The 24,643-nt window shown below is 62.5% G+C and carries 28 protein-coding genes; 18 read left to right on the forward strand and 10 right to left on the reverse strand.

Going from position 1 to position 24,643, the window contains the following annotated elements; all coding sequences use genetic code 11:
• The first annotated feature begins 135 nt into the window (after positions 1-135).
• Positions 136-1,032, forward strand: a complete 897-nt coding sequence (locus tag C8K18_RS14630) for an oxidoreductase (RefSeq protein WP_107708133.1) — start codon at positions 136-138, stop codon at positions 1,030-1,032.
• A gap of 45 nt (positions 1,033-1,077) precedes the next feature.
• Here the strand turns inward: C8K18_RS14630 and C8K18_RS14635 are convergent, their stop codons facing one another.
• Positions 1,078-1,815: a FadR/GntR family transcriptional regulator gene (locus C8K18_RS14635; protein ID WP_107707898.1), complete on the reverse strand. Its 738-nt coding sequence runs from the start codon at positions 1,813-1,815 to the stop codon at positions 1,078-1,080.
• A 139-nt stretch (positions 1,816-1,954) separates the two neighbouring features.
• Between C8K18_RS14635 and C8K18_RS14640 the strand changes: the two genes are divergently transcribed.
• The 7 genes from C8K18_RS14640 (at position 1,955) to C8K18_RS14670 (ending at position 9,689) form a co-directional block, all read left to right on the forward strand.
• Positions 1,955-2,833, forward strand: a complete 879-nt coding sequence (locus C8K18_RS14640) for a fumarylacetoacetate hydrolase family protein (RefSeq protein WP_107707899.1) — start codon at positions 1,955-1,957, stop codon at positions 2,831-2,833.
• Positions 2,834-3,619 (forward strand): alpha/beta fold hydrolase, encoded by a 786-nt coding sequence (locus C8K18_RS14645; RefSeq protein ID WP_006050392.1) that lies wholly within the window; start codon positions 2,834-2,836, stop codon positions 3,617-3,619.
• A 106-nt stretch (positions 3,620-3,725) separates the two neighbouring features.
• On the forward strand, positions 3,726-5,063 hold the full coding sequence (locus C8K18_RS14650; protein WP_107707900.1) for an amidohydrolase family protein: 1,338 nt from the start codon (positions 3,726-3,728) through the stop codon (positions 5,061-5,063).
• Positions 5,064-5,133: 70 nt separating this feature from the next.
• Positions 5,134-6,153 carry an ABC transporter substrate-binding protein gene (locus tag C8K18_RS14655; RefSeq protein ID WP_165919857.1) on the forward strand — a complete coding sequence of 340 codons (1,020 nt, stop codon included), beginning with the start codon at positions 5,134-5,136 and terminating at the stop codon, positions 6,151-6,153.
• Between the two features lie 10 nt (positions 6,154-6,163).
• Positions 6,164-7,720, forward strand: a complete 1,557-nt coding sequence (locus C8K18_RS14660) for a sugar ABC transporter ATP-binding protein (protein ID WP_107707902.1) — start codon at positions 6,164-6,166, stop codon at positions 7,718-7,720.
• Positions 7,717-8,724: an ABC transporter permease gene (locus tag C8K18_RS14665; protein WP_107707903.1), complete on the forward strand. Its 1,008-nt coding sequence runs from the start codon at positions 7,717-7,719 to the stop codon at positions 8,722-8,724. Before C8K18_RS14660 ends, C8K18_RS14665 begins: the two co-directional genes overlap by 4 nt.
• Complete coding sequence (locus C8K18_RS14670; RefSeq protein WP_107707904.1) at positions 8,721-9,689, forward strand: ABC transporter permease; 969 nt, start codon at positions 8,721-8,723, stop codon at positions 9,687-9,689. The genes C8K18_RS14665 and C8K18_RS14670 overlap by 4 nt, the downstream gene beginning before the upstream one ends.
• A 442-nt stretch (positions 9,690-10,131) precedes the next feature.
• Here the strand turns inward: C8K18_RS14670 and C8K18_RS14675 are convergent, their stop codons facing one another.
• The 6 genes from C8K18_RS14675 to C8K18_RS14700 form a co-directional block, all read right to left on the reverse strand.
• Complete coding sequence (locus C8K18_RS14675) at positions 10,132-10,365, reverse strand: hypothetical protein (RefSeq protein ID WP_107707905.1); 234 nt, start codon at positions 10,363-10,365, stop codon at positions 10,132-10,134.
• A 90-nt stretch (positions 10,366-10,455) separates the two neighbouring features.
• A complete protein-coding gene (locus C8K18_RS14680) occupies positions 10,456-10,689 on the reverse strand; it encodes a hypothetical protein (protein ID WP_029968917.1) in 234 nt (77 codons plus the stop codon).
• 89 nt (positions 10,690-10,778) lie between these two features.
• Positions 10,779-11,012 (reverse strand): hypothetical protein, encoded by a 234-nt coding sequence (locus C8K18_RS14685; RefSeq protein WP_029968915.1) that lies wholly within the window; start codon positions 11,010-11,012, stop codon positions 10,779-10,781.
• An 89-nt stretch (positions 11,013-11,101) separates the two neighbouring features.
• A complete protein-coding gene (locus C8K18_RS14690) occupies positions 11,102-11,335 on the reverse strand; it encodes a hypothetical protein (protein ID WP_107707906.1) in 234 nt (77 codons plus the stop codon).
• An 89-nt stretch (positions 11,336-11,424) separates the two neighbouring features.
• Entirely contained in the window at positions 11,425-11,658 is a 234-nt protein-coding gene (locus C8K18_RS14695) for a hypothetical protein (protein ID WP_107707907.1), read from the reverse strand.
• A 332-nt stretch (positions 11,659-11,990) separates the two neighbouring features.
• Positions 11,991-12,443, reverse strand: coding sequence for a helix-turn-helix domain-containing protein (locus C8K18_RS14700; protein WP_107708135.1), 453 nt, complete (start codon positions 12,441-12,443; stop codon positions 11,991-11,993).
• Between the two features lie 141 nt (positions 12,444-12,584).
• On the opposite strand from C8K18_RS14700, the gene C8K18_RS14705 reads away from it, so the two are divergent.
• The 4 genes from C8K18_RS14705 to C8K18_RS14720 all read left to right on the forward strand — a co-directional run bounded on the left by C8K18_RS14705 (position 12,585) and on the right by C8K18_RS14720 (position 15,444).
• On the forward strand, positions 12,585-13,220 hold the full coding sequence (locus tag C8K18_RS14705; protein WP_107707908.1) for an NADPH-dependent F420 reductase: 636 nt from the start codon (positions 12,585-12,587) through the stop codon (positions 13,218-13,220).
• 52 nt (positions 13,221-13,272) lie between these two features.
• The gene (locus tag C8K18_RS14710; RefSeq protein ID WP_107707909.1) at positions 13,273-14,214 is read left to right on the forward strand and encodes an SDR family oxidoreductase; all 942 of its coding nucleotides are present in this window, start codon (positions 13,273-13,275) and stop codon (positions 14,212-14,214) included.
• Positions 14,215-14,365: 151 nt separating this feature from the next.
• Positions 14,366-14,986, forward strand: coding sequence for an NADPH-dependent F420 reductase (locus tag C8K18_RS14715; protein ID WP_107707910.1), 621 nt, complete (start codon positions 14,366-14,368; stop codon positions 14,984-14,986).
• Between the two features lie 62 nt (positions 14,987-15,048).
• A complete protein-coding gene (locus tag C8K18_RS14720; RefSeq protein ID WP_107707911.1) occupies positions 15,049-15,444 on the forward strand; it encodes a nuclear transport factor 2 family protein in 396 nt (131 codons plus the stop codon).
• A gap of 57 nt (positions 15,445-15,501) precedes the next feature.
• Here the strand turns inward: C8K18_RS14720 and C8K18_RS14725 are convergent, their stop codons facing one another.
• Positions 15,502-16,080 (reverse strand): TetR/AcrR family transcriptional regulator, encoded by a 579-nt coding sequence (locus tag C8K18_RS14725; protein ID WP_107707912.1) that lies wholly within the window; start codon positions 16,078-16,080, stop codon positions 15,502-15,504.
• Between the two features lie 287 nt (positions 16,081-16,367).
• On the opposite strand from C8K18_RS14725, the gene C8K18_RS14730 reads away from it, so the two are divergent.
• Positions 16,368-17,072, forward strand: coding sequence for an SDR family oxidoreductase (locus C8K18_RS14730; protein ID WP_006050409.1), 705 nt, complete (start codon positions 16,368-16,370; stop codon positions 17,070-17,072).
• A gap of 37 nt (positions 17,073-17,109) precedes the next feature.
• Here C8K18_RS14730 and C8K18_RS14735 read toward each other — a convergent pair whose 3' ends face one another.
• Positions 17,110-17,964 carry a PA4780 family RIO1-like protein kinase gene (locus C8K18_RS14735; RefSeq protein ID WP_006050410.1) on the reverse strand — a complete coding sequence of 285 codons (855 nt, stop codon included), beginning with the start codon at positions 17,962-17,964 and terminating at the stop codon, positions 17,110-17,112.
• A 356-nt stretch (positions 17,965-18,320) separates the two neighbouring features.
• On the opposite strand from C8K18_RS14735, the gene C8K18_RS14740 reads away from it, so the two are divergent.
• The 4 genes from C8K18_RS14740 to C8K18_RS14755 all read left to right on the forward strand — a co-directional run bounded on the left by C8K18_RS14740 (position 18,321) and on the right by C8K18_RS14755 (position 22,749).
• On the forward strand, positions 18,321-18,803 hold the full coding sequence (locus C8K18_RS14740) for a MarR family winged helix-turn-helix transcriptional regulator (RefSeq protein ID WP_006050411.1): 483 nt from the start codon (positions 18,321-18,323) through the stop codon (positions 18,801-18,803).
• Positions 18,804-18,876: 73 nt separating this feature from the next.
• Positions 18,877-19,887 carry a carbon-nitrogen hydrolase family protein gene (locus C8K18_RS14745; protein ID WP_107707913.1) on the forward strand — a complete coding sequence of 337 codons (1,011 nt, stop codon included), beginning with the start codon at positions 18,877-18,879 and terminating at the stop codon, positions 19,885-19,887.
• Positions 19,888-19,994: 107 nt separating this feature from the next.
• A complete protein-coding gene (locus tag C8K18_RS14750) occupies positions 19,995-21,347 on the forward strand; it encodes an epoxide hydrolase family protein (protein WP_107707914.1) in 1,353 nt (450 codons plus the stop codon).
• 55 nt (positions 21,348-21,402) lie between these two features.
• Positions 21,403-22,749, forward strand: coding sequence for an epoxide hydrolase (locus tag C8K18_RS14755; protein WP_107707915.1), 1,347 nt, complete (start codon positions 21,403-21,405; stop codon positions 22,747-22,749).
• Between the two features lie 49 nt (positions 22,750-22,798).
• On the opposite strand, the gene C8K18_RS14760 is transcribed toward C8K18_RS14755, so the two are convergent.
• A complete protein-coding gene (locus C8K18_RS14760; RefSeq protein ID WP_107707916.1) occupies positions 22,799-23,482 on the reverse strand; it encodes an HD domain-containing protein in 684 nt (227 codons plus the stop codon).
• Positions 23,483-23,702: 220 nt separating this feature from the next.
• Between C8K18_RS14760 and C8K18_RS14765 the strand changes: the two genes are divergently transcribed.
• Positions 23,703-24,602, forward strand: coding sequence for a LysR family transcriptional regulator (locus C8K18_RS14765; protein ID WP_006050416.1), 900 nt, complete (start codon positions 23,703-23,705; stop codon positions 24,600-24,602).
• Positions 24,603-24,643 lie beyond the last annotated feature (41 nt).

Consider the following 24,643-nt stretch of genomic DNA (forward strand, 5'->3'; position numbering starts at 1 on the left):
GGCGATTTGCCTGCCTGAAGCGCGTTCGCCGATGTGCTAAAACCTGCGTGGTCGCTCAACGAACTACTGCTCAAACTGCGGCGCGGCATGGGGCCAACCCGCACTAACTACACTGACTATTGAAACGGGACGATGATGACGATGTCAGAAAATCCAACGATCGCCCTGGTTGGGCCGGGAGCAATCGGCACGACCGTAGCGGCGGCGCTTCATGAAGTCGGACGCACGCCGGCCATTTTCGGCCGCTCGGCGCACGAACAGCTGGAACTGCGCTTCGACGGCGGCCGCATCGCGGTGCCGGGACCTGTGCGCACCAATCCGTCCGAAGTCGACAACACGTTCGACCTGGTTTTCGTCGCGGTGAAGTCAACGCAAATCGACGCAACAGCGCCGTGGCTCTCCGCGTTGTGCAACAAGAACACCGTGGTCTGCGTGCTGCAAAACGGCGTCGAACAGAAAGCGCTTGTCGCGCCGCATGTGCCCGGCAGCCCGGTCTTACCCTCGGTGGTTTGGTTTCCTGCTCAACGCGAACCGGACGCCTCGGTCTGGCTACGCGGCAAAGCTCGCATTACGTTGCCGGACACGCCGGAAACCAGCCTTGTCCTTGCGGCATTGAGTGGCACACGGTGTTCGGTCGACGTAGCAGCCGATTTCACATCCGTCGCGTGGCGCAAGCTTTTGCAAAATGCTGTCGCAGGTTTAATGGTTCTGGCGGGCCGCCGTGCCGGCATGTACTCACGAGCCGATATCGCCGGCCTGGCTCTCGCCTACTTGCAGGAATGTCTCGCGGTTGCCCGTGCGGAAGGCGCGACACTCGGCGACGAAGTCCCGCAAGAAATCGTCGATGCATTTCGTGGTTATCCGGCCGACCTGGGCACGTCGATCCTCGCCGACCGGGAGGCTGGCCGCCCGCTCGAATGGGACAGCCGCAACGGCGTCGTGCAGCGACGTGCCCGGTCTCACGGTATCGCCACACCGATCAGCGATCTGGTCGTGCCGCTCCTCGCGGCCGCGAGCGACGGACCGGGCTAATACTTCCACGAAGGATGTGACGGCGCGACGCGCCCACTCTCGGACTCACCCGCCAAACAGGTTGTGCCGGATCTGCTTCAAATGTCCGGTCAGCAATTCGCACGCGAGGTCGGCGTCGCGGTCGCGCAGCGCATCGACGATCGCGCGATGCTGCGCCTCATACTCCGCGCGCCGCTCGGCCGTCAGCGACTTGCGTTTGAGCCGGCCCCACTCGCCCTGCTCGCGCACTTCGTTGGTCAGTTCGAGCACGCGCAGAAAAAAGCTGTTGTGCGTGGCCAGCGCGAATGTCTTATGCAATTCGCCGTCCCACTTCTCGAACTCTTCGATGCTCTGCGCGGCTTCGGAACGCTCGATGCATTCGACCATCCGCGCGAAATCGGCCGCGGTCGCATAACGCACGATCAAGCCGGGCATCAGCGGTTCGATGAGCAAGCGCGCTTCCATCAGCTCGGCGGGACTAGTCTGCACGACCTCTTGTGCGCCATGCGCGGCCTGCGCGTTCTGCGCTTCCACACGCACCGCCGCTGCGGCGACGTCCTTCTGCGGCAGCACGAAAGTGCCGCTTCCCACCACCTGCGTGATGAACCCGCGCCCCTTCAGATCGGCCAGCACGCGCCGCACCGCGCCGCGTGACGCGCCGAATTCCTCGCTCAATTCGCGCTCGGCGGGAAGCTTGACGCCCTCTCGCAAACGCCCGGTGCGGATGGCCTCTTCCAGATAGCTCGCAAGCGCACGCGCGCCCTCCGCTCTCACAGAAATCTTGCCGGTCTCAACGTCGCCCATGACTTTCTTCCTTGCCGGTGAAGCCTCTTGCATAGAACCAATTGGTACTTATTTTTGGTTAACCCTGGTTGGTTGTGGTCGCATTTGGTCCTACAGTGACACAAATTCTCACCAACTGGACCTAGATTAAGGGCTCGACATGAAATTGGCAAATTTGCTGGTAAATGGCGCGAAAACCATTGCTGTGGTAGATCCCGAACGACAACAGTATTGGCCCGTAGCGGAATTGAGCGACGGCTTTCGCGGCGATATGATCCAATTGGTACATGACTATTCGTCGATCAGGAGCGCGCTGGTGCCGAAGCACGACGGCCGACCCTTGAGCGGCGTCACGGTTCGGGCGCCGATCGACGAGCCGCGCCGCAACATCTTCTGCGTTGGCAAGAACTATCACGACCATGCGGAAGAGTTCAGCAAATCCGGCTTCGACAAAAGCGCCCAGGCCGGCGAACACATTCCCGAAGCACCGGTCGTCTTCACCAAACCGGCGACGACGGTGATCGGCCCAGGCGACAAGATTCCGCGTCACGCCGCAGTCACGCAGCAACTCGACTACGAGGTCGAGATCGGCGTCGTGATCGGCAAAGCGGGCCGCGGTATCCGCAAGCAGGATGCACTCGCGCACGTGTTCGGCTACACGCTGATCAACGACGTGACCGCGCGCGATCTGCAAAAGCTGCATCGCCAATGGTTCCTCGGCAAATCGCTCGACGGCTTTTGCCCGATGGGCCCGTATCTCGTCACCGCCGACGAACTCGACGCGAACGACATCGACGTGCGCTGCTGGGTCAACGGCGAGCTGCGTCAATCGTCGAACTCGCGGCATCTGATTTTCGACATCCCCACGCTGATCGAAACCATTTCGGCCGGCATCGAACTGCAACCGGGCGACGTGATTGCAACCGGCACGCCGGCGGGCGTCGGCATCGGTTTCAATCCGCCGCGCTTCCTGCAATCCGGCGACGTCGTGCGGATGGAAATTCCGCGCGTCGGCGTCCTTGAAAACGAGGTGGCATAAATGGCAACAACTCTGGTCCAGGGTCTTTACATCGAAACGCAAGGCGACGGCGCGCCCGTCGTGTGCATTCACGGTCTCGGCGGCTCGTCGAATAACTGGACGCCGGTGCTCGGCGCATTCGAAGGCAAGCGGGTGATTCGCATCGACCTTCCCGGCAGCGCGCGCTCGGAACTGCCGGCGCAAAAGCTGTCGATCGACGGGTACGTGGACGTGATCGCCGCCGCGCTGCGCGAGATGAAGATCGAACAGGCGGACGTGGTCGCACATTCAATGGGCACCATCGTCGCGCAGCATCTTGCGATCCGACATCCGCAACTGGTGAAGAGCCTCGCGCTGTTCGGGCCGCTGCTCGCGCCGCCCGATGCCGGCCGCGAAGGCATGCGTCAGCGCGCGGCGCTCGCACGCGACAAGGGCGTCGCGGGCTTGCAGGAGATCGCCGACGCGATCGTCAAAGGCGCGACGAGCGACGAGACCAAGGCTCAGCGCCCCGTCACGCTCGCGCTGGTGCGCGAGAGCGTGATGCGCCAGTCGCCGGAAGGCTACGCGCAAAGCTGCGAAGCGTTGGCTGGCGCACAGGCCGCGCCGGTCGAACAGATCAAGGTGCCCACGTTGCTCGTCACCGGCGATCAGGACGGCGTGGGTAAGCCCGAAGCCGTGCAGGCGATGGGCGAGCGCATCGCGGGCGCGAAGGTAGTCGTGCTGAGCGGCTGCGGACACTGGACGACGTTCGAAAAGCCCGCGGAATCGCAGGCTCAATTGCAGGCGTTCTACAGCGCCGCCCGCTGATAAAGAAGTGACCGACAAGGCCCAAGCGGGTGATACGTCTTTAGCGAAACATAACCCTTAGGGCGAGATGCGCGCCAGTCGCAGTCCGCCCGCCTGGAGGAGACACATGAGCTCGATCGTATTCACGAACGTAACGGTTTTCGATGGCAGCGGCGCGCAACCCTTCAAAGGCGAAGTGCTCGTCGAAGGCCAACGCATCGCCAAGGTAGGACGCGAAGGCGAGCCGGTCAGCGCGCCGCACGCGCAACGCATCGACGGCAAGGGCGCGTTCCTGATGCCCGGCATGACGGAAGCGCACACGCATTTCTCATGGAACGATCAGCCTTCGCTGTCGGCGATCCAGTTCATGCCGCCGGAAGAACACATGTTGTGGTGCGTGCGCGTCGCCAAACGCTATCTGGAGATGGGCTGGACTTCGGCGCTCGGCGCGGCGGCCGCCAAGCCCCGGCTCGACGTCGTGCTGCGCAACGCGGTCAACGCGGGCGAATTCCCCGGCCCGCGCTATCTGGCCGGCAGCCAGGAGATCACGATACTCGGCGGCCTCGCCGACAACACCCTGCCGCACATGCCGTTCAAGGAACTGAACTTCGGCGCGGTGGTGAGCGGTCCCGAGGAGATGCGCGCCACCACGCGCATGTTCGTCAAGTACGGCGTCGATCATCTGAAGATCAATCTGTCCGGCGAGTACATTGCCGGGATTTCGGCGGAATCGTCGCCATTCTCCGAAGAAGAAATCGCCATGCTCGCCGCCGAGGCGAAACGTGCAGGCAAGCGCGTCGCCGCGCATGCGCGTTCGAGCGAGTCGGTCAAGCAATGCGTGCGTCACGGACTGGAACTGATCTTCCACGCAAGCTTCGCGGACGACGAAGCGCTCGACATGCTCGAAGCGAACAAGGACAAGCACTTCGTCGCGCCGGGAATCGGCTGGCTGATCAGCACGCTGTATCACGCGGAACCGTGGGGCATCAGCGAAGCCGCCGCCACGCAGATGGGCTATAAGCGCGAGCTCGAAACCGCGGCGATCACGCTGCAGAAGATGCACAAGCGCGGCATCCGTATTCTGCCCGGCGGCGACTACGGCTTCGCATGGATGCCGCACGGCACGAATGCGCGGGACCTCGAATACTTCGTGAAGTACATCGGCATGACGCCGATGGAAGTGCTGTTGGCGGCCACCCGATATGGCGGTGAACTGATGATGCGGCCGCATGAACTCGGCCAGATTCGCGAGGGATATCTGGCTGACATCCTGCTCGTCAATGGCGATCCGCTGAAGGACCTGGCCGTGCTGCAGGACCCGCAAAAAATCACGCTCGTCATGAAGGACGGCGAGATCTTCAAGACCTCGCACGACGTCGTGCCGCCGCACGGCGAACTGCATGCGGGCGCGCCGTTGCCGGCCGATGCCGGCGTCGCGCAGACGACTCACGCGCCGGTTCACTGAGCGGCGCGGACTTCGGCGCGGGTGCGGGCCCATCAAAACAGCAACCCCTGTTCACGGGACGGGAGACAGCATGAAATCGCTTGCTCTGCTCGCCGCTTGCGCGGCGAGCTTCGTGTGCGCGTCGGCTTGGGCCGCCGCGCCGGATATCGGTTTATCGAACGGTTATTTCGGAACCGAATGGCGCAATCAGATGGTCGACGGCGCCAAGGAACAGTTTCAGACCTACAAGTCCAAGGGTCTCGCGGGCAATCTCGTGATCCAGCAATCGGGGACGAACACGGGCCAGCAAATCCAGGACATGCGCAACATGATCCGCCAGAAAACCCGCGCGATCATGGTCGACGCGAATTCGGCCACCGCGCTAAACGGCGTGATTTCCGAAGCGCAGCGTAGCAAGATTCCTGTTGTTTCGTTCGATCAGGCCGTGTCGAACAAATACGCGGTGAACGTCACCGTCGATCACTACAAGTGGGGGCAGCGCTACGCCGAGTGGATCGTGCAGCAATTGAACGGCAAGGGTAACGTCGTGGTCCTCGACGGCATTCCCGGTCATCCGGCAGCCGAAGCGCGCAAGAAGGCAGCGCTCGACACCTTCGCGAAGTATCCCGGCATCAAGGTCGTGTGGTCCGGTTACGGCGAGTGGGACGAAGCGAAGGCGCAGGCGGTGATGGCAACGGTGATCGCCGCGCAACCGAAAATCGACGCGGTCTTTACCGAAGACGCGATGGCGCTCGGCGTGCTGCGTGCGTTCGAGAACGCGAACCGGCGCGTCGCGGTGATGACCGGCGAGGCGCAGAAGGGCTTCCTCCAGGAATGGAAGAAGCAGCGCGACGCGGGCAATCCGATGAAGGTGTTCGTGCAGGTGAATCCACCCGACATCAGCCGGACCGCGCTCGGCATCGCGGTGCGGCTCGCGCAGGGTCACAAGCTCAAGCCGCTGCCGGATAACACCTACTACTTCCCGATCACGAAGACGGTCACCGCCGACACGCTGGACGCCACGCTCGCGTCGATGAACGGCAAGCCCGACAGCTATTTTCTGGGGCAATGGCTGAGCGAGCCGGAGCTCGACGCGCTCTTCACGCCCTGACGGAACGCGCATGCCTTTACTGACTGCCACAGGAATCACGCGGCGCTATGGCGGCGTGGTCGCGCTCGATAACGTCAGCATCGAAGTGAACGCCGGTGAAGTGCTCGGTTTGCTCGGCGCGAACGGCTCCGGCAAGTCGACGCTGTCGAGCATTCTCGCCGGCGACAATCGGCCCGACGCGGGCACGCTTTCGCTCGACGCGCATCGTCTCCCACCGGGCGAGCCGCGTGCGGCTCGCGCGGCGGGCATTGCGATCGCGCATCAGCATCCGGGGCTCGCACCCGATCTGCCGGTCTGGGAGAACGTGTTTCTCGGCGCGGAAATGTGCCGGCGTGGGCGCTTTCTCAATCGCACGGTGGCAAGGCGGCGCGCGGCGCAGTTGCTCTCGAGCCTGCGTGCCGGCTGGAACCTGGACCTTCCCGCGGGGCAACTCTCCGTCGCGGATCAGCAGCTCGTCGAAATAGCCAAGGCGCTGGCGCTCGAACCGCGCGTGCTGATCTTCGACGAACCGACGGCCGCGCTCGCCGCCGCCGAAGTCGACAGCCTGATGCGCGTGATCCGCGCACTGGCCGCGCGCGGTACAGCGATCGTGTTCATCTCGCATCGAATGGCGGAGATTCAGGCGCTGTGCGATCGCGTGATGGTGTTGTGCAACGGAAGGGATGCCGGCGAAATTCCGGTGCAAGGCAAGCTCGACGAAGCGCGCGTGCTTGCGTGGATGGGCGGCGCAACTGCTGCGGATATGCACGGTGAAAGTGCGGCCGCTCGCCGGCATTCGCAACACAGTCCGCGCATGAGTGCCGTGATTACAGCTAGCGCATCCAACGACATCAGCCCTATCGCGTTGAGTGCCCGTGGACTGCGCGCCGGCGCCCGCCTGCGCGGCGTGGACTTCAAATTGCGGCAAGGCGAAATACTCGGCGTGGCCGGACTGCAAGGACACGGGCAGGAAGAACTGCTCGATGCGCTCGCCGGATATCGCAAGCTCGATGATGGCGAGATAACGCTCGACGGCGCACCGATCGCTGTCCGCTCGCCGCGTCAGATGATCGACGCGGGCGTGTGTCTGGTGCCGAACGATCGTCATCGGCAGGGACTGTGGCTCGATCATTCGGTCGAGTTCAATCTCGCGCAAGTCGCGGCTAATTTTCAGCGCGAGCCGTGGCGTTTGCGAAGTGCGTCGATCCGCCAGTTGGTCGACTTTGCCGTGAAGCGTCTGCGGATCAAGACGTCCGACGCGCGACAACCCGTGCGTGCGCTGTCGGGCGGCAATCAGCAAAAGGTCGTGATAGGCCGCTGGCTCGATCGCCGAATCAAGGTGCTGCTGCTGAGCGATCCGACCAAGGGCGTCGATGTGATCGCGCGCAAGGAAATCTACGAAGCGATCGGCGCGCTGACCGAAGCGGGCGCGGCCGCGATCGTCTACGCATCCGACACCGATGAACTGCTCGCCGTTTGCGACCGCCTGATCGTGATGTACGAAGGCCGCGTGGTCGCGCAACTCGAAGGACCCGACATGAACGAAGCCCGCGTCACGAGCGCGCTGTTCGGCAGGAGCGCCGCATGAAAGCCGGCCTGACCGAACGACTTCAGCCTGCGCGCGAGCAGCCCGTCCACGGTTTGCGTCAATGCATCCACGCGATCACGTCACGCAACAGCAGCGCGTTGCCGGGCGTCGCGATGCTGCTGATCGTGCTGGCGTGCAATGCGTTTCTTCAACCTGATTTTTTCAGCGCCGATTCGCTGTCGAGCAATCTGCAAAACGCGGCGCCCGTGATTCTCGTCTGCATGGCGCAGGCGGTGATCGTGCTGCTCGGCGAGCTGGATCTTTCAGTGGGGTCCGGGATCTCGCTGATCAATTGCGTGCTCGCCGCAGTGCCGTCGCTCACCGGCTGGGGCACGGCGGCGACCTGCATCGCGGCGCTTGTCATCGCGGTTGCGGCGGGTGTCTGCAACGGCTTGCTGGTCGGCTACCTGCGGCAAAGCGCGCTGATCGCGACGTTCGCCACCGGCGCGATCTGGTTCGGCGGCGCCCTGCTGCTGATGCCGCAGCCCGGCGGCGCAGTGCCCGAAATACTCGGCGAGTGGTTCGCGATGCGCGTCGGCGTGTTTCCGCTTGCGGCCATTCCGGTGCTCGCGGCGTGGGCGTTGTGGGCACTGCTGCAACGTCATCGCTTCGGACGCCGATTGATCGCGACCGGCAGTTCGGCGGATGCGGTGTTCAAGTCCGGCGTCGATACGCGGCTCGTCAAGCTGCTCGGCTATGTGCTCGCGTGGCTGTTCGTGTTCGGCGCGGCGCTTTGCATCTCCGCGCAAACCTCGTCGGGCGATGCGCGCCTCGGCTTGCCGTACACGTTGAATTCGGTGGCAGCGGTCGTGATCGGCGGGATTTCGCTCGCGGGCGGACGCGGCTCGATGCTCGGCGCGATCTGCGGCGCGCTGGTGCTCGTGCTGATCGGCAACGTCGTCTACTTCGCGGGCATTCCGAGCAACTATCAGGAAGTGTTCAAGGGCGCGGTGATTCTGCTCGCGCTCGGTTGCACTTTCATCGGCGCGAGGAAACCGGCATGAGCGCGACGCTGACTTCCCGGCGCATGTTGCTGCTGGTGCTCGTCGTTCTCGTGATGGTCGGCGGACAGTGGGCGGTGCCCGGCTTTACGAACGCGGACCAGTTGGGCAACCAGTTGAAGATTGCCACTTTCCTCGGCCTCTTCGGCATCTCGCAGACGCTCGCGATGATGGCCGGCGGCCAGGGGCTCGACCTCTCGGTCGGCGCGGTCGCGACGTTGGGCGGGATCATCGGCGCGGCGGTGATCAATGTGGGGCCAGCGGGTTTGCCCGTTGGCTTGCCGCTCGCGTTTTTTGCGGCGGCGTTGTGCGGCGCGGTGGTCGGTGTGATCAACGGTTGCGGGATCACGGTGTTCAAAGTGCCGCCGCTGGTGATGACGCTCGCAATGGCGAGTCTGGTCGACGGCGGTTTGATCGTGTGGTCGTCGCTCATGCATGTGAATACCGCGGCCAGTGCGACGCTCGTTGCGCTCGCCGGACGCAGCGTGGCAGGCGTGCCGACGATCGCCGTGTTGTGGCTCGTCGCCGGCACTGCGGTCTGGTGGTTTCTGGATCGCTCGGCATGGGGCCGCCGCCTGATGGCGACCGGCGCGAATCCCACCGCTGCCCTGCTCACCGGCACTCGCGTGCGAGCCGTGCGTATCGCGGCTTATACGGCGAGCGCGATGATTGCCGCGCTGACCGGCGTGCTGCTGGTGGGCTACGTGGGCCAGGCGTTTCTCGGACTCGGCAGTGGCTATGTGCTGACGAGCGTCGTGGTCGCGGTGATCGGCGGCGTGTCGCTGGGCGGCGGACGCGGCGATTACATCGCGGTGGCGATTGCCGCGCTGTTCATCACCGCGCTGACCAGTTTTCTGACCGCGCTGCAGATCGGCGAGGCCGGACGTCAGTGCATCTTCGGCGCGACGCTGATCGTATTTCTGACGATGAACGGCTGGTCGGTCGGACGTCGGGCGATGGCGGCTTGATGCGGGCATCGCCCTGCGGGTAATGCAGCGGTTTTCTGAAGGCGCTCTACGGCCAATACCACATCCATCACCGCAGCGTTTGGAGAAACCGGCCCACACATTTAAGGCACGTAGGGTCGCTCACAACCATTCACCGAACCGGGCTGCGCCCGCAGTCGCAACCAGGACTAAAAAGCGCGCGAAAAAAAGCCCGCCGGGTGGAGTGGCCGGCGAGCCCTTAGATCCAAACCTCGGTGACAAGTCCGGATGGTTCGGAAGGGTAACGAACTAGGGTGGCTGGATCAACCGCTTGGTCCTGCCACTACGCTCCCCTTGTTATGAAACGGTCAACGAGACAGCGCGCGCTATCCTGTCGACGACGCTTGCCGCCCCCGACGCTGCGGAAAGCCCGCGTCACGCGATCGGGCCTTGACCCTTGGGCGCAACGCCCAATCCCTTCGACTCATGCCTTCGCGAACTGCAGGCCGCCGAAATTCTGGATCGTCGGAATCTCGACCTTCGTGTACGTGTCGATCTGCGTGACCGGTGCCACGACGATAGCAGGGCTGGCGAAGCCGCCGCCATAGGCAGCATTGAAGTTGCCGAAGTTGAAGTTGCTGCCGCCGCGTACAGCGCACAGGGCCTTGGCGGACAGGTCTTCGGTATGGGCGATGTCTTTGATGGTGAGCGAGGTCATGGTAGGTCTCCTGGAGCTGTTTGTCTGTTTCGGTTTGGAAGTACGGTCGGCGTGCCGTCAGGGAGAGCGCCGCTCTCCCCGGCGCTTAACTCACGCCTTCGCGAACTGGAAGCCGCCGAAGTTCTGGATCGTCGGGATCTCGACCTTCGTGTACGTGTCGGTCTGCGTGACCGGTGCCACGACGACGCCCGGGCTGGCGAAGCCGCCGCCATAAGCAGCATTGAGGTTGCCGGCGTTGTAGTTGCTGCCGCCGCGTACAGCGGACAGAGCCTTGGCGGACAGGTCTTCGGTGTGGGCGATGTCTTTGATGGTCAGTGAGGTCATGGTAAGTCTCCTGGAGCTGTTTCTTTGTTTCGGGTTGGAAGTACGTTCGGCGAGCAAGGGGGAGAGCGCCGCTCTCCCCGGCGCTTAACTCACGCCTTGGCGAACTGCAGGCCGCCGAAGTTCTGGATCGTCGGGATCTCGACCTTCGTGTACGTGTCGGTCTGCGTGACCGGTGCGACGACGACGCCGGGGCTGGCGAAGCCGCCACCATAAGCAGCATTGAGGTTGCCGAGGTTGTAGTTGCTGCCGCCGCGTACAGCGGACAGAGCCTTGGCGGACAGGTCTTCGGTATGGGCGATGTCTTTGATGGTGAGCGAGGTCATGGTAAGTCTCCTGAGATGTCTCTGTTTCGGGTTTGGAAGGTACAGTCGGCGTGCCGTCAGGGAGAGCGCCGCTCTCCCCGGCGCTTAACTCACGCCTTGGCGAACTGCAGGCCGCCGAAGTTCATGATCGTCGGGATCTCGACCTTCGTCTGCGTGTCGGTCTGCGTGACCGGTGCCACGACCACGCCCGGGCTGGCGAAGCCGCCGCCATAAGCGGCATTGACGTTGCCGACGTTGTAGTTGCTGCCGCCGCGTACAGCGGACAGAGCCTTGGCGGACAGGTCTTCGGAATGGGCGATGTCTTTGATGGTGAGCGAGGTCATGGTAAGTCTCCTGAGATGTTTCTCTGTTTCGGGTTTGGAAGTACGGTTCGGCAAGCAAAGGGAGAGCGTCGCCCTCCCCGGCGCTTAACTCACGCCTTGGCGAATTGCAGGCCGCCGAAGTTCATGATCGTCGGGATCTCGACCTTCGTCTGCGTGTCGGTCTGCGTGACCGGTGCCACGACCACGCCCGGGCTGGCGAAGCCGCCGCCATAAGCGGCATTGACGTTGCCGACGTTGTAGTTGCTGCCGCCGCGTACAGCGGACAGAGCCTTGGCGGACAGGTCTTCGGAATGGGCGATGTCTTTGATGATCAGCGAGCTCATGGTAAATCTCCTGTGAGGGTCTTCAGTCTGGAAGGAAGAGCACTATTCGTTGCGCTCACGGGGGTATTTGCACAGGGTATGCCAGGCTTAATCGCGCAAAGCGGAAATAGCCGTCCAAGCCGCTGAAAACAAAGGGGAATTAAAAATTTACCAGCGGGCTTTTCAAGCGCTTTCGGCACGCGAGAGGGAGAAAGGTGTCGTGCCGTAGCAAACAGGTTTTTGAGGACTGTCTGCGTCGCGAAAACAGCAGCGGGGTTTCGGTAATTCGCGACGCACCCGGTGGTGTGCGCATATCGTTCGTGCGACGTGACACGGCGCGCTTGCCGTCTTGCTTATTCCTTGCTCTCAGGAAACATAGATCCGCCATTGCGGATCAGCGCCTTCACCTCTTCGCTCACTTGCACGGGGTTTCGATTTAATCGGGCAACGAACTCCTTGCAGCGCCGCACGTACGACTTCGAATCGTGCTTCGCGCTCCAAACGACTATGTTAAGCACGACGGGAATGAGGTCCAGGCCCTTCTCGGTCAGCGTGTAGAAGTCCTTCCGCCTGTCGTCGGCACTGGGTGCCCTCGAGAGAATTCCTTGCTCCTCAAGAAACGCAAGGCGCGAAGCAAGGACATTGGTCGCGATTCCCTCCTCCGATCTCAGGAACTCGCCATACGTCTTCTTGCCGGCAAAGACGATGTCGCGAATGATCAGGAGCGACCACCGGTCGCCGAAAACCTCCACGCCGTAGTTCACTGCGCAATGGGACCGAATGTCTTCTTTAGATGTCGTCTTCATGGATGTCGTCTTCATCGCTCGATATTAACATCGCTTGCATAACGCAAGTAATTTGCGCCGTTTACTTGTTTTTTGCAAGCAATGTGTTTAGCATGGTTGTTCGGGAGTACGAGCAGCACCCAACAAACCAGGAGGCTGCATATGAGCACTATCAGCATCATCGGCACAGGCGGCATGGCCGCAGCGATCGGCGGCCTCGCCGCCAAGGCGGGACACATCGTCGAGGTGACGAGTCGCGACGCCGTCAAGGCGCGGACGCTCGCCGCGCAGATCGGAGCCGGCGCGCCGACAGGCGCGTTCGGCGCCGCCCCGGCCGGGGACATTGTCATCCTGGCGGTTCCCTACTCCGCCGTTCTCGACGTGGTAAAGCAGTACGGCGAAGGGCTGGCAGGCAAGGTTCTTGTCGACATCACGAATCCGGTCGCCTCCGATCACACGAGCTTCGTGACCCCTGGAGACAGTTTCGGCGCAAAGGAGATCACTAAGGCCGCCCCTGCCGATGCGAAAGTCGTCAAGGCGTTCAACACCCAGTTCTCCCACGTCCTGGCGGCCGGTCCCGTCCCGGGCCACGCATTGGACGTGTTCATCGCCGGAGACGACGCGCAGGCGAAGGCACGCGTGTCGGCGTTCATCGAGAGCCTCGGATTGCGTCCAATGGATACCGGGCCGTTGCCAATGGCGAGGTCACTGGAGCACGCGTGCCTGCTGTCGCTGGGCCTCCTCGCGCACGCCGTCAAGCACACGAACTTCTCAATCGGCGTCAGCCTTCCCGGCTGAATGCACCGGGACCACCGCTTCCGGCATCACATTACTCATAAGGAACATTCACATGCAGGTTTTCGTCACCGGCGGGACCGGCCATTCCGGCCCGTACATCATCTCCGACCTCATCGCCGCAGGCCATCAGGTCACAGCCCTCGCTCGTTCGGACAAGGCGGCGGCTGCGGTGTCCGCACTTGGCGCGAAGCCGCGTCTCGGTAGCCTCGTGGATCTCGACGGCCTTAAAGAAGCGGCCGCCGCCTCCGACGGCGTCATCCATGTCGCACACCGGCAAGACCTGATTCCGGTCGGCGGGATCAACGCCGTGGCCGATGCGGAGCTTCAGATCATGCTCGCATATGGCGAGGCGCTGGCCGGAACCGGAAAGCCGCTGGTCTCATCGGGAAGCATCGGCTCGCCCGGCTGGGACAACCTGGGCCGGCCGGCCACCGAGGAGGATCCGCCTCTTCCCGGCGGCGATCCGTACAAGAACACCTTGCGGGTTCGTAACATCGTGGAAACCACGGTAATCGGGCTCGCCGAAAAAGGCGTGCGGTCTTCAGTCGTTCGGATCCCTGAAATCATGCACAGCGCGACCGACAATGCCGGCTTCCTTCCGCTGCTAATCGGGCTGGCGAAGGAAAAGGGTGTCGTCGGTTACCCCGGAGACGGTGCGAACAGGTGGGCCGCCGTGCACACCCGCGACGTCGCCACCGTGTTCCGCCTGGCGCTTGAGAAAGGCGCCGCCGGCAGAAGCTGGCACGCGGTTGCAGAGGGGAGCATTGCGTACCGCGAGATCGCCGAGGCGATCGGCAGTCGCTTGAAGCTGCCCGCCGTACCCATTCCCGCGGACGTGCTGATGCTGCCTGGGTACTTCGGATTCCTTGCAAATCTGGTCATACTGGATACCCCGGCGTCGAATGCGATCACGCGCGAGACGCTCGGCTGGACACCAACGCAGCCCGGCCTGTTTGCCGATATGGACAATGGCCACTACTTCCCTGTCCGTTGAACTAAGCAGACGGCAGTGACTCCCCCATCGCGCCGAGCCCGTCACGGAGTAGCAGGAAGGTGACGCAAGTGGCTCGGCGCACACGAAAAAACATCATGGGCGAAGCCTCGTACAGATCACGGGCATACCCCAACTCAGAAGGATATTTGACATGAGCACGATTAGCATCATTGGCGCAGGAACCATGGCCACGGCCGTCGCCGGCCGTATCGCCAAGGCAGGACATACCGTCGAGGTCCTGAACCGCGACCCAGCCAAAGCGCGGGCGCTGGCCGATAAGCTCTCAGCGGGAGCAACCACGGGGACTTACGCCGCCGCGCCGACAGGCGATATCGTCATCCTCGCCGTGCCGTACGGCAGTGCGGCGGCGGTCGTCGCCGATTACGGAAACGCGCTCGAAGGCAAGGTGATCATCGACATCACCAATCCGGTCGCCCCGGACCTTTCCGGCCTCATCACCCCGCACGGCAGTTCCGGCGCGCAGGAGATCGCCAAGGGTCTTCCCGCCACCGCGCACGTCGTAAAGGCGTTCAACACCGTCTTTGGCCACGTACTGGCCAAAAACGGACGCCTCGACGCGTTCATCGCAGCCGACGATGCACAGGCCAAGGCGCGCGTCTCGACCTTGATCGAGAGTCTCGGACTGCGTCCGCTGGATGTGGGTGGCCTGCACATGGCCGCGACGCTCGAGGCGCTCGGTCTGATGATGATCGGCCTCGCGAAAAACGGCGCCGGCACATGGGATATCGCGTTGAACGTCGAGATTGGCTGAATCACCGGCGCGACGTCCTCCGGTGGCTTTTCGGCCACATGAAACAGAAACGGAGAATTTCAATGAGCACGCAAGAGAATGTCCAGATTGTGAAGGATTTTTTTGCAGCAATGGGCCGCGGCGATAAGCAGGGCCTGCTCGCGATTTCCGCCGAAGACATAGAGTGGATCATTCCGGGCGAGTGGCCGCTGGCCGGCACTCATCGCGGACACGCGGGATTGGCGGATTTGCGTCAGAAGGCTTCCGACACGGTTGAAACGTCATACCCAGCCCCTTTCGAATTCGTCGCGCAGGGCGACCGGGTTCTGGTCGTCGGCTTTGCCACGGGCAGAGTCAAAGCCACGAACAGGACGTTCGACGACGATTGGGTCTTCGCCATTACCGTTCGAAATGGCAAGGTGACGAACATCCGCGAGTACATCGACACACTTGCACTGGCGCGGGCCTGCGATCTTTAAAGCTGAAGGCCCCGCAACTCGCGACGTGCTCGCCCGCCGTGAATTCGGAGCCAGCGCTCATGGCGCCTTAGGTGGCGTCCTATCGACAAGCGTGCGGCGCCCCACCTCCAGGATCTCGTCGGCGAAGGCGGGATCGGCGCTCACGACCGCACGCGACAACACGAGTGCGCCGACCATCTGGCTGAACGCCGCGATGGCATCGTGACGGCTCTGCTTCGCCGTTGCGCCTTCCGCGGAAATCATGGCTTCAAGCCGGCGGAGATACGCCGCCAGGCCGCGCGTGTAGGACGCGCGCGCCGCGTCGCTCATACGGGGCACGTCGCCCGCGAACCCGGACAGCGGACAGCCGGCCTCGATGTTGCCGCGGTGCCGCGTCGACAGGTAGCGCGCCGCCTGCTTTGCCAGGCTCCCGGCGTTCGGCGAATCTGCATAGTCTTCCATCGCCTTTTCCATCACCGCGGCGACCAGCGCGTCCTTCGACTTGAAATGGTTGTAGAAGCCGCCCTGTGTAAAACCGGCTTCTTTCATTAACTCCGCGAGCCCCACAGCCTCGACCCCGCGCGCGCGGAACAGCCGCTCGGCCGCCGCGACGATCGCGCTGCGGTTCTCGGCGGCCTGCTGTCGTGACACACCCATCGATTCCTCCTTTGTTCAGGCGATCGCATCGATTAATAAACACAATGTCGATCACCATTGACACGCTCGTGTTGCGTCGACACAATGCGTCTTAAGACGATGGCGATCGACATTGAGATAAGTTTAGCCGACTTTGGCCCATGACGCGAAGCGACGCGGGACAAGGTGCAAACGGCAATGTGGGTCATGCCGTCTTTGATGCCGATGTTTCATCCGATTGTTTTCACCCGATTTCTTGCGCCCGGCGAGCCCGCGCGCCGGCGATCAACCCCAGGAAAGGATGCGTCATGAAAATCGAAGGTTCTGTTGTTTTGGTGACGGGCGCGAACCGCGGGCTTGGCCTCGAGTTCGCGAGACAGGCGCTCGAACGAGGCGCGCGCAAGGTCTATGCGGGCGCGCGCGATCCGGCCAGCGTGACGCTGCCGGGCGTCGTGCCTCTCAAGCTGGACGTGACTGATCCGGCGGCTGTGGCCGCTGCCGCGGAAGCCGCGCGCGACGTCACGCTGCTGATCAACAACGCGGGCATTGCGCGGTTCAGCAGCCTGACCGACGACGGCGCGCTCGACGTGTTGCGCGATCACTTCGAAACCAACGTCTTCGGGATGCTCGCGATGTCGCGCGCGTTCGCGGGCCACCTCGCCGGCAACGGCGGCGGCGCGATTCTGAACGTGCTGTCGGTCGCGAGCTGGATCAACCGGCCGATCCTTTCCGGCTACGGCGTGTCGAAGTCGGCCGCGTGGGCGGTGACCAACGGCCTGCGTCATTCGCTGCGCGAGCAGCGCACACAGGTTGTCGGGCTGCATGCCGGCTTCATCGACACCGATCTGACGCGCGGGCTTGAAGTGCCGAAGGCGACACCGGCCGACGTCGTGCGTCAGGCATTCGACGCGATCGAGGCCGGCGCGGAGGAAGTGTCCACCGACGAGTTCACGCGAGAGGTGAAAGCCGCGCTGTCCGCGGGCGTCTATCTGAACGAGCCGGCTCCTCGCTGACGGCGTCGCGGCGTTCGCCCGAAACCGAGCGCGGCTATCAACCCGCGCTCAGTTCCTGCTGCCGCCGCAATCGCGCATCTTCCTCAAGACGCGTCTCTTCGAGTTCCTGAAGCACGCCATCGAGATCCACCGGTCGCGTGTCGACTTCGATGCGGCCGGTCAGTTCGATATCGACATGCAGCTGCCCCGATTCGAACAGCGTCCAGATCTCCGCGCCATAACTCGCGGTGAGAATTTGCGGCGCAAACCGTCCGAAGTATGCGGCCAGGTTGTCGACGTCCCGCTTGAGCATCGAGGCGGCTTCGTTGTTGCCGGCGGCGTCGACGGCCTGCGGCAGATCGATGATCACCGGGCCGTCCGCTGCGAGCAGGATGTTGTATTCCGACAGATCGCCGTGAATCATGCCTGCGCAGAGCATGCGGACAACCTGGTTCAGCAGCAGCGCGTGCAGTTCGAGGGCGCGGGCTTCGGTCATATCGACGTCGTTAAGCCGCGGCGCGACGTCGCCCATCTCGTCGATCACCAGCTCCATCAGCAACACGCCGTCGGTGCAAATATAGGGTTGCGGCACGCGCACGCCTGCCGCGGCGAGCCGGAACAGTGCGTCGACTTCAGCGTTCTGCCATGACGCTTCCTGCATCTGACGGCCGTAGCGCGTGCCTTTTTCCATCGCCCGCGCCTGCCGGCTGTTCTTGACCTTGCGGCCGTCCCGATACGACGCGGCTTGCCGAAAGCTTCGCTGCTTCGCGTCCTTGTAGACCTTTGCGCAACGCGTCGATTCGCCGCTGCGCACGACGTAGACCGTTGCCTCCTTGCCGCTCATCAACTGGCCGATGACTTCGTCGATGAGCCCTTCTTCGAGAAGCGGGGCAAGCCGTTTAGGTATTTTCATGCGACCGCCGACTGCAGCTCGACGAACGTGGATTCCGCACGAGTGGAGGGTGAATGGACCGGGCCGATGAAACGCGCAGCCGGTGCCGCTGCGCGCAAGCTTACTGCTGTGGGGATGAATTGAGTCATGCCGGATTATACGGGGGCCGCGGATAAGCCGATTTAAATTCCCCGGCGACTGCTCCTTCGACCCTGCTGCTTCCCCCGCCGCGCCTTTATGTATCTCAACGTATCCACGTCCGACAGCGATACGCACGCTTACAAACAACCGACTTCCGGACACAAGCGAGATACGTCCGTCCGCTCAAATACGCCCATCGCGAGCAAACACCGCTCCGCAAACTGAAGGTGGTGCATATGCAGCATAAGTGGAACGAACCCGTTGAATCCGACCGCACCGCGCGTGAAGTGCCGAGCAGACAGATCGCGCGCAGTTGTTTGCTGACGCGCGCCCGGCAGATCTCCCGTTTCCTCACTTCGATCTACGACGACGCGTTGCGCCCGTTCGGCATTGTTGCTTCGCAGTTCTCATTGCTCGTGATGATCGCGGAGTTCGGGCCGATGAGCCGCTCGGATCTGGGCCGACGCAATTATCACGAGCGCTCGACGCTGACACGGAACCTGCAACCGCTGATCGCCCAGGGCTGGGTTGCCGAAGGCGCGCCAGGCAGCGATGGTCGCAGCCGCCCTCTTTCGCTCACGCACGAAGGCAACGCGCTGCTCACGAATGCCGCTAACGCGTGGGCCGCGGCGCAGAGCCACGCGACGCGCGTCCTCGGCGAGGGCGGCGCACATGGCCTCATGAATATCGCGCAGCAATTGCCGCCGCGCATCGTTTGAAGTTTTTCGGTCGATGTTGCATGTGCAAGATCGACCAACGCCTCGCACCCTTCCCCGCATCAAGGAGTTCGTCATGAAAGTTGTCAAAGCCGCCGCCGTCCAGTTCAGTCCGGTGCTTTATAGCCGTGAAGCCACCGTCGCGAAAGTGGTGCAGAAGATCCACGAACTGGGCCTGAAGGGCGTGCAGTTCGCGACTTTTCCCGAAACGGTCGTGCCTTATTACCCTTACTTTGCGGCAGTCCAGACCGGCATCGAACTTCTTTCGGGATCCGAATATTTGCGCCTGCTCGAGCAGGCTGTGACTGTGCCGTCCGCTGCGACTGACGCGATCGGCAAAGCCGCGCGAGAGGCAGGCATGGTCGTGTCGATTGGCGTGAATGAGCGCGATGGCGGCACGCTGTACAACACACAATTGCTCTTCGATGCTGACGGTACGCTGATCCAGCGCCGCCGCAAGATCACGCCGACGCATTTCGAACGCATGATCTGGGGCCAGGGAGATGGCTCGGGCTTGCGTGCAGTCGACAGCGCCGTCGGCCGCATCGGCCAGCTCGCATGCTTCGAACACAACAACCCGCTCGCCCGCTACGCAATGATCGCCGACGGCGAGCAGATCCATTCGGCGATGTACCCCGGCTCTGCCTTTGGCGAGGGGTTTGCGCAGCGCATGGAAATCAATATCCGCCAGCATGCGCTCGAGTCCGGCGCATTCGTCGTCAACGCGACGGCATGGCTCGACGCCGACCAGCAGGCGCAGATCATGAAGGACACCGGTTGTGGAATCGGTCCGATCTCGGGTGGCTGCTTCACCACCATCGTCTCGCCTGACGGCATGTTGATGGCCGAACCGCTCCGCTCCGGAGAAGGCGACGTGATCGTCGATCTCGACTTCGCGCAAATCGACCGCCGCAAGATGCTGATGGACGCGGCCGGCCACTACAACCGCCCCGAATTACTCAGTCTGATGATTGACCGCACGCCGACCGCGCATGTTCACGAACGCGCTCCGCACTCGTTGCCTGTCAGTGACAAGGCTGACGACGATGTGCGCACGCAGGCGGCCGCTGTTGCAGGTTCGCGCTGACCAGAGGATGCTGGTTCGCAAATTTCAAATGATGTGTGTATTCGTGAGGCCGCACGCCGCCGACTTCACCCGCAACACAACACGCTGATCAAGCAGGAGACAATCTCATGTCACAAGACACGCCCCAATCCTCATCCCGCCGCCACTTCGTCAGTGCGGCCGCTGCGGCCCTGGCTGCCGGTTCGCTCAGCCGGCTTGCGTTCGCGGACACCAGCCCGGCAATCGGCAGGATCACCGAACCCGCGAACGGCGACAAGTCCGCAATTCGCCCGTTTCGCGTTCACGTGCCCGAGGCACAACTCGTCGACATGCGCCGCCGTATCAAGGCGACCCGCTGGCCTGATCGCGAGACCGTGCCCGACGAGTCACAAGGCATCCAGCTCGCCATGATTCAGACGCTTGCGCAATACTGGTCGACCGGCTACGACTGGCGCAAATGCGAAGCACGGCTGAATTCGTATCCGCAGTTCATTACGGAGATCGACGGGCTCGATATTCATTTCCTTCATGTGCGCTCGAAGCACGAGAACGCGATGCCGCTCATCGTGACACACGGCTGGCCCGGCTCGATCATCGAACAGTTCAAGATCATCGACCCGCTCCTCAATCCGACTGTGTACGGCGCACCGGCTTCGGATGCATTCCACCTCGTGATTCCGTCGTTGCCCGGCTACGGCTTTTCGGCACGGCCCACAACGACCGGCTGGGGTCCGGAGCGCACCGCCCGTGCGTGGGTCACGTTGATGAAAAGGCTCGGCTACGAGCGCTTTGCATCGCAGGGCGGCGATCTTGGCGGCATCGTCACCAACATCATGGCGAAACAGGCGCCGCCCGAACTGATCGGCATTCATGTGAATTTCCCGGCGGCCGTTCCGGCTGAGATCCTCAAATCGCTGGCGGCCGGCGATCCAATGCCTCAAGGCTTATCGGACGAGGAGAAGCACGCTTATGACCAGTTGAGCGCGAACTTCAAGAAGAAGCGGGGCTACGCGGTCGAAATGGGCACGCGGCCACAGACGCTCTATGGACTTGCCGACTCGCCCGTTGCGCTGGCGTCCTGGCTGCTGGATCACGGCGATGGCTACGGCCAGCCCGCAGCGGCGCTGAGCGCGGCCGTGCTCGGGCATCCCGTCAATGGACATTCCGCAGGCGCGCTGACGCGGGACGACATTCTCGACGACATCACGCTTTACTGGATAACCAATACAGGTGTGTCGGCTTCGCGTTTCTACTGGGAGTCGCACGCGAATTTCTTCCTTGCGGCCGACGTCAACGTGCCTGCCGCAGTGAGCGCTTTTCCGGGAGAAAACTACCAGGCGCCGAAGAGCTGGACCGAAAAGGCCTATCACAACCTGATGTACTTCAACAAACCCGAAACCGGCGGACACTTCGCGGCATGGGAAGAACCGATCATCTTCGCGAATGAAGTGCGAGCGGGGTTAAGGCCATTGCGTGCGTAAAGCGCGAAACGCTCCGACCCGCATGCGTTGGAGCACTCATTGCAGGAGAGTCACCATGTATTTTGCAGCATCATCAACGCCCGCGCGGCGCAAGCTTGCTGCGTTTGTCGCAGCCTCTTTGGGCCTTACGCTAACGACGGCTTTCAGCTCTGCGTACGCGGTTCCAGCACCGGATGTACTTCCGGCAACACAGCATGCAAGCGTCCAGGACGAGTCGATCCGTCCGTTTGCACCGGTTCATGTGCCGCAGGTCGCGATCGACGACCTTCGCAGGCGTATCGCCGCCACTCAATGGCCGGAAAAGGAGACCGTAGCGGATTCGTCACAGGGCGTGCAGCTTGAGACGATGCAGAAACTCGCGCGCTATTGGGCAACGGATTATGACTGGCGTAAAGCGGAAGGGGCGCTCAATGCGTTACCGCAATTCGTGACGACCATTGACGGCGTGGACATCCATTTCATCCATGTTCGATCGAAGAACCCGAATGCGCTTCCATTGATCATCAATCATGGCTGGCCCGGCTCGGTGCTGGAACAGGTCAAGCTCATCGGGCCACTGACCGACCCCGTCGCGTATGGCGGAAAAGCCGACGATTCGTTTGACGTCGTCATCCCGTCGATGCCCGGCTACGGTTTCTCCGGCAAGCCGACGACGACCGGCTGGGGTCCCGAACACATGGCGCGCGCGTGGGCCGAGTTGATGCGCCGTCTCGGCTATCAGCATTACGTCGCTCAAGGCGGGGACTGGGGTGCGTTCGTCGTCGATCAAATGGGCTTGCAGGCACCTCCGGGGCTGCTCGGCATCCACACCAACATGCCCGCGACAGTTCCTGCGGACATCGACGAGGCGCTAAGAATCGGCGCCCCGGCGCCAGCCGGTATGTCAGCGGATGAGAAACGCGCCTACGGGCAGCTCGCCCAAACGTTCAAGCAAGTGGACTACGCCCGCTTGATGGGCTCGCGCCCGCAGACGCTCTACGGCATTGACGATTCACCCGTCGGCCTGGCGGCGTGGCTACTCGATCACAACGACGCCAATGCTCAGCCTGCCGCGGCAGTCGCTGCAGCGCTGAACCGGAATGCGAGCGCAACAGGCGAACTGACGCGCGACGAAGTTCTCGACAACATCACGCTGTATTGGCTGACTAATACGGGCGTGTCTGCGTCGCGTCTCTATTGGGAATATAAGGGTGGATTCTTCAACGCAAAAGGCGTCAAGGTTCCAGTCGCCGTCAGCGTATTCCCCGGCGAGCAATATCAGGCGCCGCGTAGCTGGACCGAGAAGGCCTACCCTCACCTCATCTATTACCATCAGGCCGAGAAAGGAGGCCATTTTGCAGCGTGGGAGCAGCCGACGATATTTGCTCAGGAACTGAGGGCGGCTTTCCGGTCGCTACGGTAAGCGACGTGCTCTCTCTCCTGCTGTCCGCACTCGCCGTCATCAATCCAGTTCAGCCGTGCCGATGCCCCGGATCATTGCAGGTGCACGCGTAATTCGAGTCGTTCCACGCGTTTCCGAGAATGATGCTGCAAAAGTTCTTGCGACGGAAACCGGGGTCCTTCAACGCAAGCACGTCGTCGTTGACCGTGCCGAATGTCGAGTCCGGCCGGTGCTTCATGCCCTCGTTAAAGGCGTCAATAATCTGCTCCTTGAAGTTCTCCCCGCGAGGGTGAGCCGCCACCACCACCTTGCGCTGTTCCTCGGTGAGCTCGTCATACGCGAAGCCGAGCACGTCCATCTCGACGCCTGCCGTCACGAGTTGAACCACTGGTTTCTTGAACGGCGGAATACCCGGTGTGGTATGCAGGGCGATCGCGTCCCACACGAGGTCGACCTCGCCTTCGGGAATGCCATGCCCCTGAAGGAAGCTGCGTGCCGCATTTGCGCTGTCGACCTCGAAGCGGTTCTGCGATCCGCGAAATTGTTCGCTAAGACCCATGTCATGGAACATTGCGCCTATATACAGAAGCTCGGGGTCATACTTCAACCGCTTGCGCTCGCCGGCGAGGGCGCCGAAAAGAAATACGCGAGTGGAGTGATGGAAAAGCAGGTCCGACTCTGTGTCGCGAACCAGTTGAGTGGCTGCGCGTGCCATTGCGCTGTCGGGAATCTTGATTCCTGCAATCGTCGTCATGTTCGTTGCTCCAATGTGTGCGTAGTTGCCGCGCATTCCGGGCGGCTTGAGATAGCTACGTTGAGAAGGAAAGCCCGCACCCAAAGTATCGGAGTGCGGCAAGCAACTTTCAATTCGATCGATGCCTGGAACACAGCCAACCAGACGGCGTTTTCTGCCAACTGCGGCGCCTACGACGGTGTAGGTTATCCTGCGCATACCGACGACAGACACCATCGCCATGAACCTTAGGGCTCTACAGTGCTTCGTGATTCTTGCAGAGGAGCTCAACTTCAGCCGCGCCGCGGAGCGCTTGCATATCGCGCAGCCCGCGCTCAGCCAGCAGATCCGTTCACTCGAAGACCGGCTCGGCACGCAGCTTGTCGATCGCGCGAGGCGTCCGCTCGCGCTCACGGAAGCCGGCCACTATCTTTGCACAGAGGCTCGCCAGATACTCGGCGCATTGGAGCAGGCCGGCCTCGCGACGCAGGAAATCGGCGTGGGCCGGCGCGGCTGGCTCAGCGTCGGCTTCACGCGCTCGGCGATGTACAGCATCTTGCCGCCCGCGCTCAAAGCGTTTCATCACGCGTATCCGCAAGTGGAATTGAAGCTCTTCGAGATGCTCACCGAAGAACAGACCGATGCGTTGCGCGACATGCGCATTCATATCGGCATCGGCCGGCAGCCGCTGGCCATCGACGGTTGCACGTCATATCCGCTGCTGCGCGAACGGGTCATGGTCGCACTGGAGCCCGGTCATCCGCTCGCCGCGCAGAAGAAAGTCAAAATCGCCGATCTCGCGGATACGCCGTTGATCCTTTATCCGAAGCATCAAAATGCGCAGTTCAAGCGCTCGGTTCTATCGTTGTATCGGGACGCCGGTCTGACGCCGCTCGTCGCTCATCAGGCGTATGAAATCCAGACTGCAATCGCGCTCGTGGCGGCCGGACTCGGCGTCACCTTCATCGGCGAATCCGTCGCGCGGCTCGGCCGCAGCGACGTCGTGTATCGCCATCTGACCGGGCCCGGTTCAACGCATCGCTCGACGCTCGCCGCAACTTTTCGTACAGACGACGCTTCACCCCATTTGCGTGCATTCCTCGCCTGTCTGCCGCCGCCGATTGCGGACGCAGCACTATAAGCAAAAACCTATAGAAGCATAAGCAACCCGTCTTGGACTCA

Source organism: Paraburkholderia sp. GV068, assembly GCF_003058125.1.
In the GTDB taxonomy this organism is placed as follows: domain Bacteria; phylum Pseudomonadota; class Gammaproteobacteria; order Burkholderiales; family Burkholderiaceae; genus Paraburkholderia; species Paraburkholderia graminis.

What these genes read in the sequence shown, in the direction of transcription:
- C8K18_RS14630 (WP_107708133.1), top strand. Translation starts at nt 136, where the DNA reads ATGACGATGTCAGAAAATCCAACGATCGCCCTGGTTGGGCCGGGAGCA.
- C8K18_RS14635 (WP_107707898.1), bottom strand. Translation starts at nt 1,815, where the DNA reads ATGGGCGACGTTGAGACCGGCAAGATTTCTGTGAGAGCGGAGGGCGCG.
- C8K18_RS14640 (WP_107707899.1), top strand. Translation starts at nt 1,955, where the DNA reads ATGAAATTGGCAAATTTGCTGGTAAATGGCGCGAAAACCATTGCTGTG.
- C8K18_RS14645 (WP_006050392.1), top strand. Translation starts at nt 2,834, where the DNA reads ATGGCAACAACTCTGGTCCAGGGTCTTTACATCGAAACGCAAGGCGAC.
- C8K18_RS14650 (WP_107707900.1), top strand. Translation starts at nt 3,726, where the DNA reads ATGAGCTCGATCGTATTCACGAACGTAACGGTTTTCGATGGCAGCGGC.
- C8K18_RS14655 (WP_165919857.1), top strand. Translation starts at nt 5,134, where the DNA reads ATGAAATCGCTTGCTCTGCTCGCCGCTTGCGCGGCGAGCTTCGTGTGC.
- C8K18_RS14660 (WP_107707902.1), top strand. Translation starts at nt 6,164, where the DNA reads ATGCCTTTACTGACTGCCACAGGAATCACGCGGCGCTATGGCGGCGTG.
- C8K18_RS14665 (WP_107707903.1), top strand. Translation starts at nt 7,717, where the DNA reads ATGAAAGCCGGCCTGACCGAACGACTTCAGCCTGCGCGCGAGCAGCCC.
- C8K18_RS14670 (WP_107707904.1), top strand. Translation starts at nt 8,721, where the DNA reads ATGAGCGCGACGCTGACTTCCCGGCGCATGTTGCTGCTGGTGCTCGTC.
- C8K18_RS14675 (WP_107707905.1), bottom strand. Translation starts at nt 10,365, where the DNA reads ATGACCTCGCTCACCATCAAAGACATCGCCCATACCGAAGACCTGTCC.
- C8K18_RS14680 (WP_029968917.1), bottom strand. Translation starts at nt 10,689, where the DNA reads ATGACCTCACTGACCATCAAAGACATCGCCCACACCGAAGACCTGTCC.
- C8K18_RS14685 (WP_029968915.1), bottom strand. Translation starts at nt 11,012, where the DNA reads ATGACCTCGCTCACCATCAAAGACATCGCCCATACCGAAGACCTGTCC.
- C8K18_RS14690 (WP_107707906.1), bottom strand. Translation starts at nt 11,335, where the DNA reads ATGACCTCGCTCACCATCAAAGACATCGCCCATTCCGAAGACCTGTCC.
- C8K18_RS14695 (WP_107707907.1), bottom strand. Translation starts at nt 11,658, where the DNA reads ATGAGCTCGCTGATCATCAAAGACATCGCCCATTCCGAAGACCTGTCC.
- C8K18_RS14700 (WP_107708135.1), bottom strand. Translation starts at nt 12,443, where the DNA reads ATGAAGACGACATCTAAAGAAGACATTCGGTCCCATTGCGCAGTGAAC.
- C8K18_RS14705 (WP_107707908.1), top strand. Translation starts at nt 12,585, where the DNA reads ATGAGCACTATCAGCATCATCGGCACAGGCGGCATGGCCGCAGCGATC.
- C8K18_RS14710 (WP_107707909.1), top strand. Translation starts at nt 13,273, where the DNA reads ATGCAGGTTTTCGTCACCGGCGGGACCGGCCATTCCGGCCCGTACATC.
- C8K18_RS14715 (WP_107707910.1), top strand. Translation starts at nt 14,366, where the DNA reads ATGAGCACGATTAGCATCATTGGCGCAGGAACCATGGCCACGGCCGTC.
- C8K18_RS14720 (WP_107707911.1), top strand. Translation starts at nt 15,049, where the DNA reads ATGAGCACGCAAGAGAATGTCCAGATTGTGAAGGATTTTTTTGCAGCA.
- C8K18_RS14725 (WP_107707912.1), bottom strand. Translation starts at nt 16,080, where the DNA reads ATGGGTGTGTCACGACAGCAGGCCGCCGAGAACCGCAGCGCGATCGTC.
- C8K18_RS14730 (WP_006050409.1), top strand. Translation starts at nt 16,368, where the DNA reads ATGAAAATCGAAGGTTCTGTTGTTTTGGTGACGGGCGCGAACCGCGGG.
- C8K18_RS14735 (WP_006050410.1), bottom strand. Translation starts at nt 17,964, where the DNA reads ATGAAAATACCTAAACGGCTTGCCCCGCTTCTCGAAGAAGGGCTCATC.
- C8K18_RS14740 (WP_006050411.1), top strand. Translation starts at nt 18,321, where the DNA reads ATGCAGCATAAGTGGAACGAACCCGTTGAATCCGACCGCACCGCGCGT.
- C8K18_RS14745 (WP_107707913.1), top strand. Translation starts at nt 18,877, where the DNA reads ATGAAAGTTGTCAAAGCCGCCGCCGTCCAGTTCAGTCCGGTGCTTTAT.
- C8K18_RS14750 (WP_107707914.1), top strand. Translation starts at nt 19,995, where the DNA reads ATGTCACAAGACACGCCCCAATCCTCATCCCGCCGCCACTTCGTCAGT.
- C8K18_RS14755 (WP_107707915.1), top strand. Translation starts at nt 21,403, where the DNA reads ATGTATTTTGCAGCATCATCAACGCCCGCGCGGCGCAAGCTTGCTGCG.
- C8K18_RS14760 (WP_107707916.1), bottom strand. Translation starts at nt 23,482, where the DNA reads ATGACGACGATTGCAGGAATCAAGATTCCCGACAGCGCAATGGCACGC.
- C8K18_RS14765 (WP_006050416.1), top strand. Translation starts at nt 23,703, where the DNA reads ATGAACCTTAGGGCTCTACAGTGCTTCGTGATTCTTGCAGAGGAGCTC.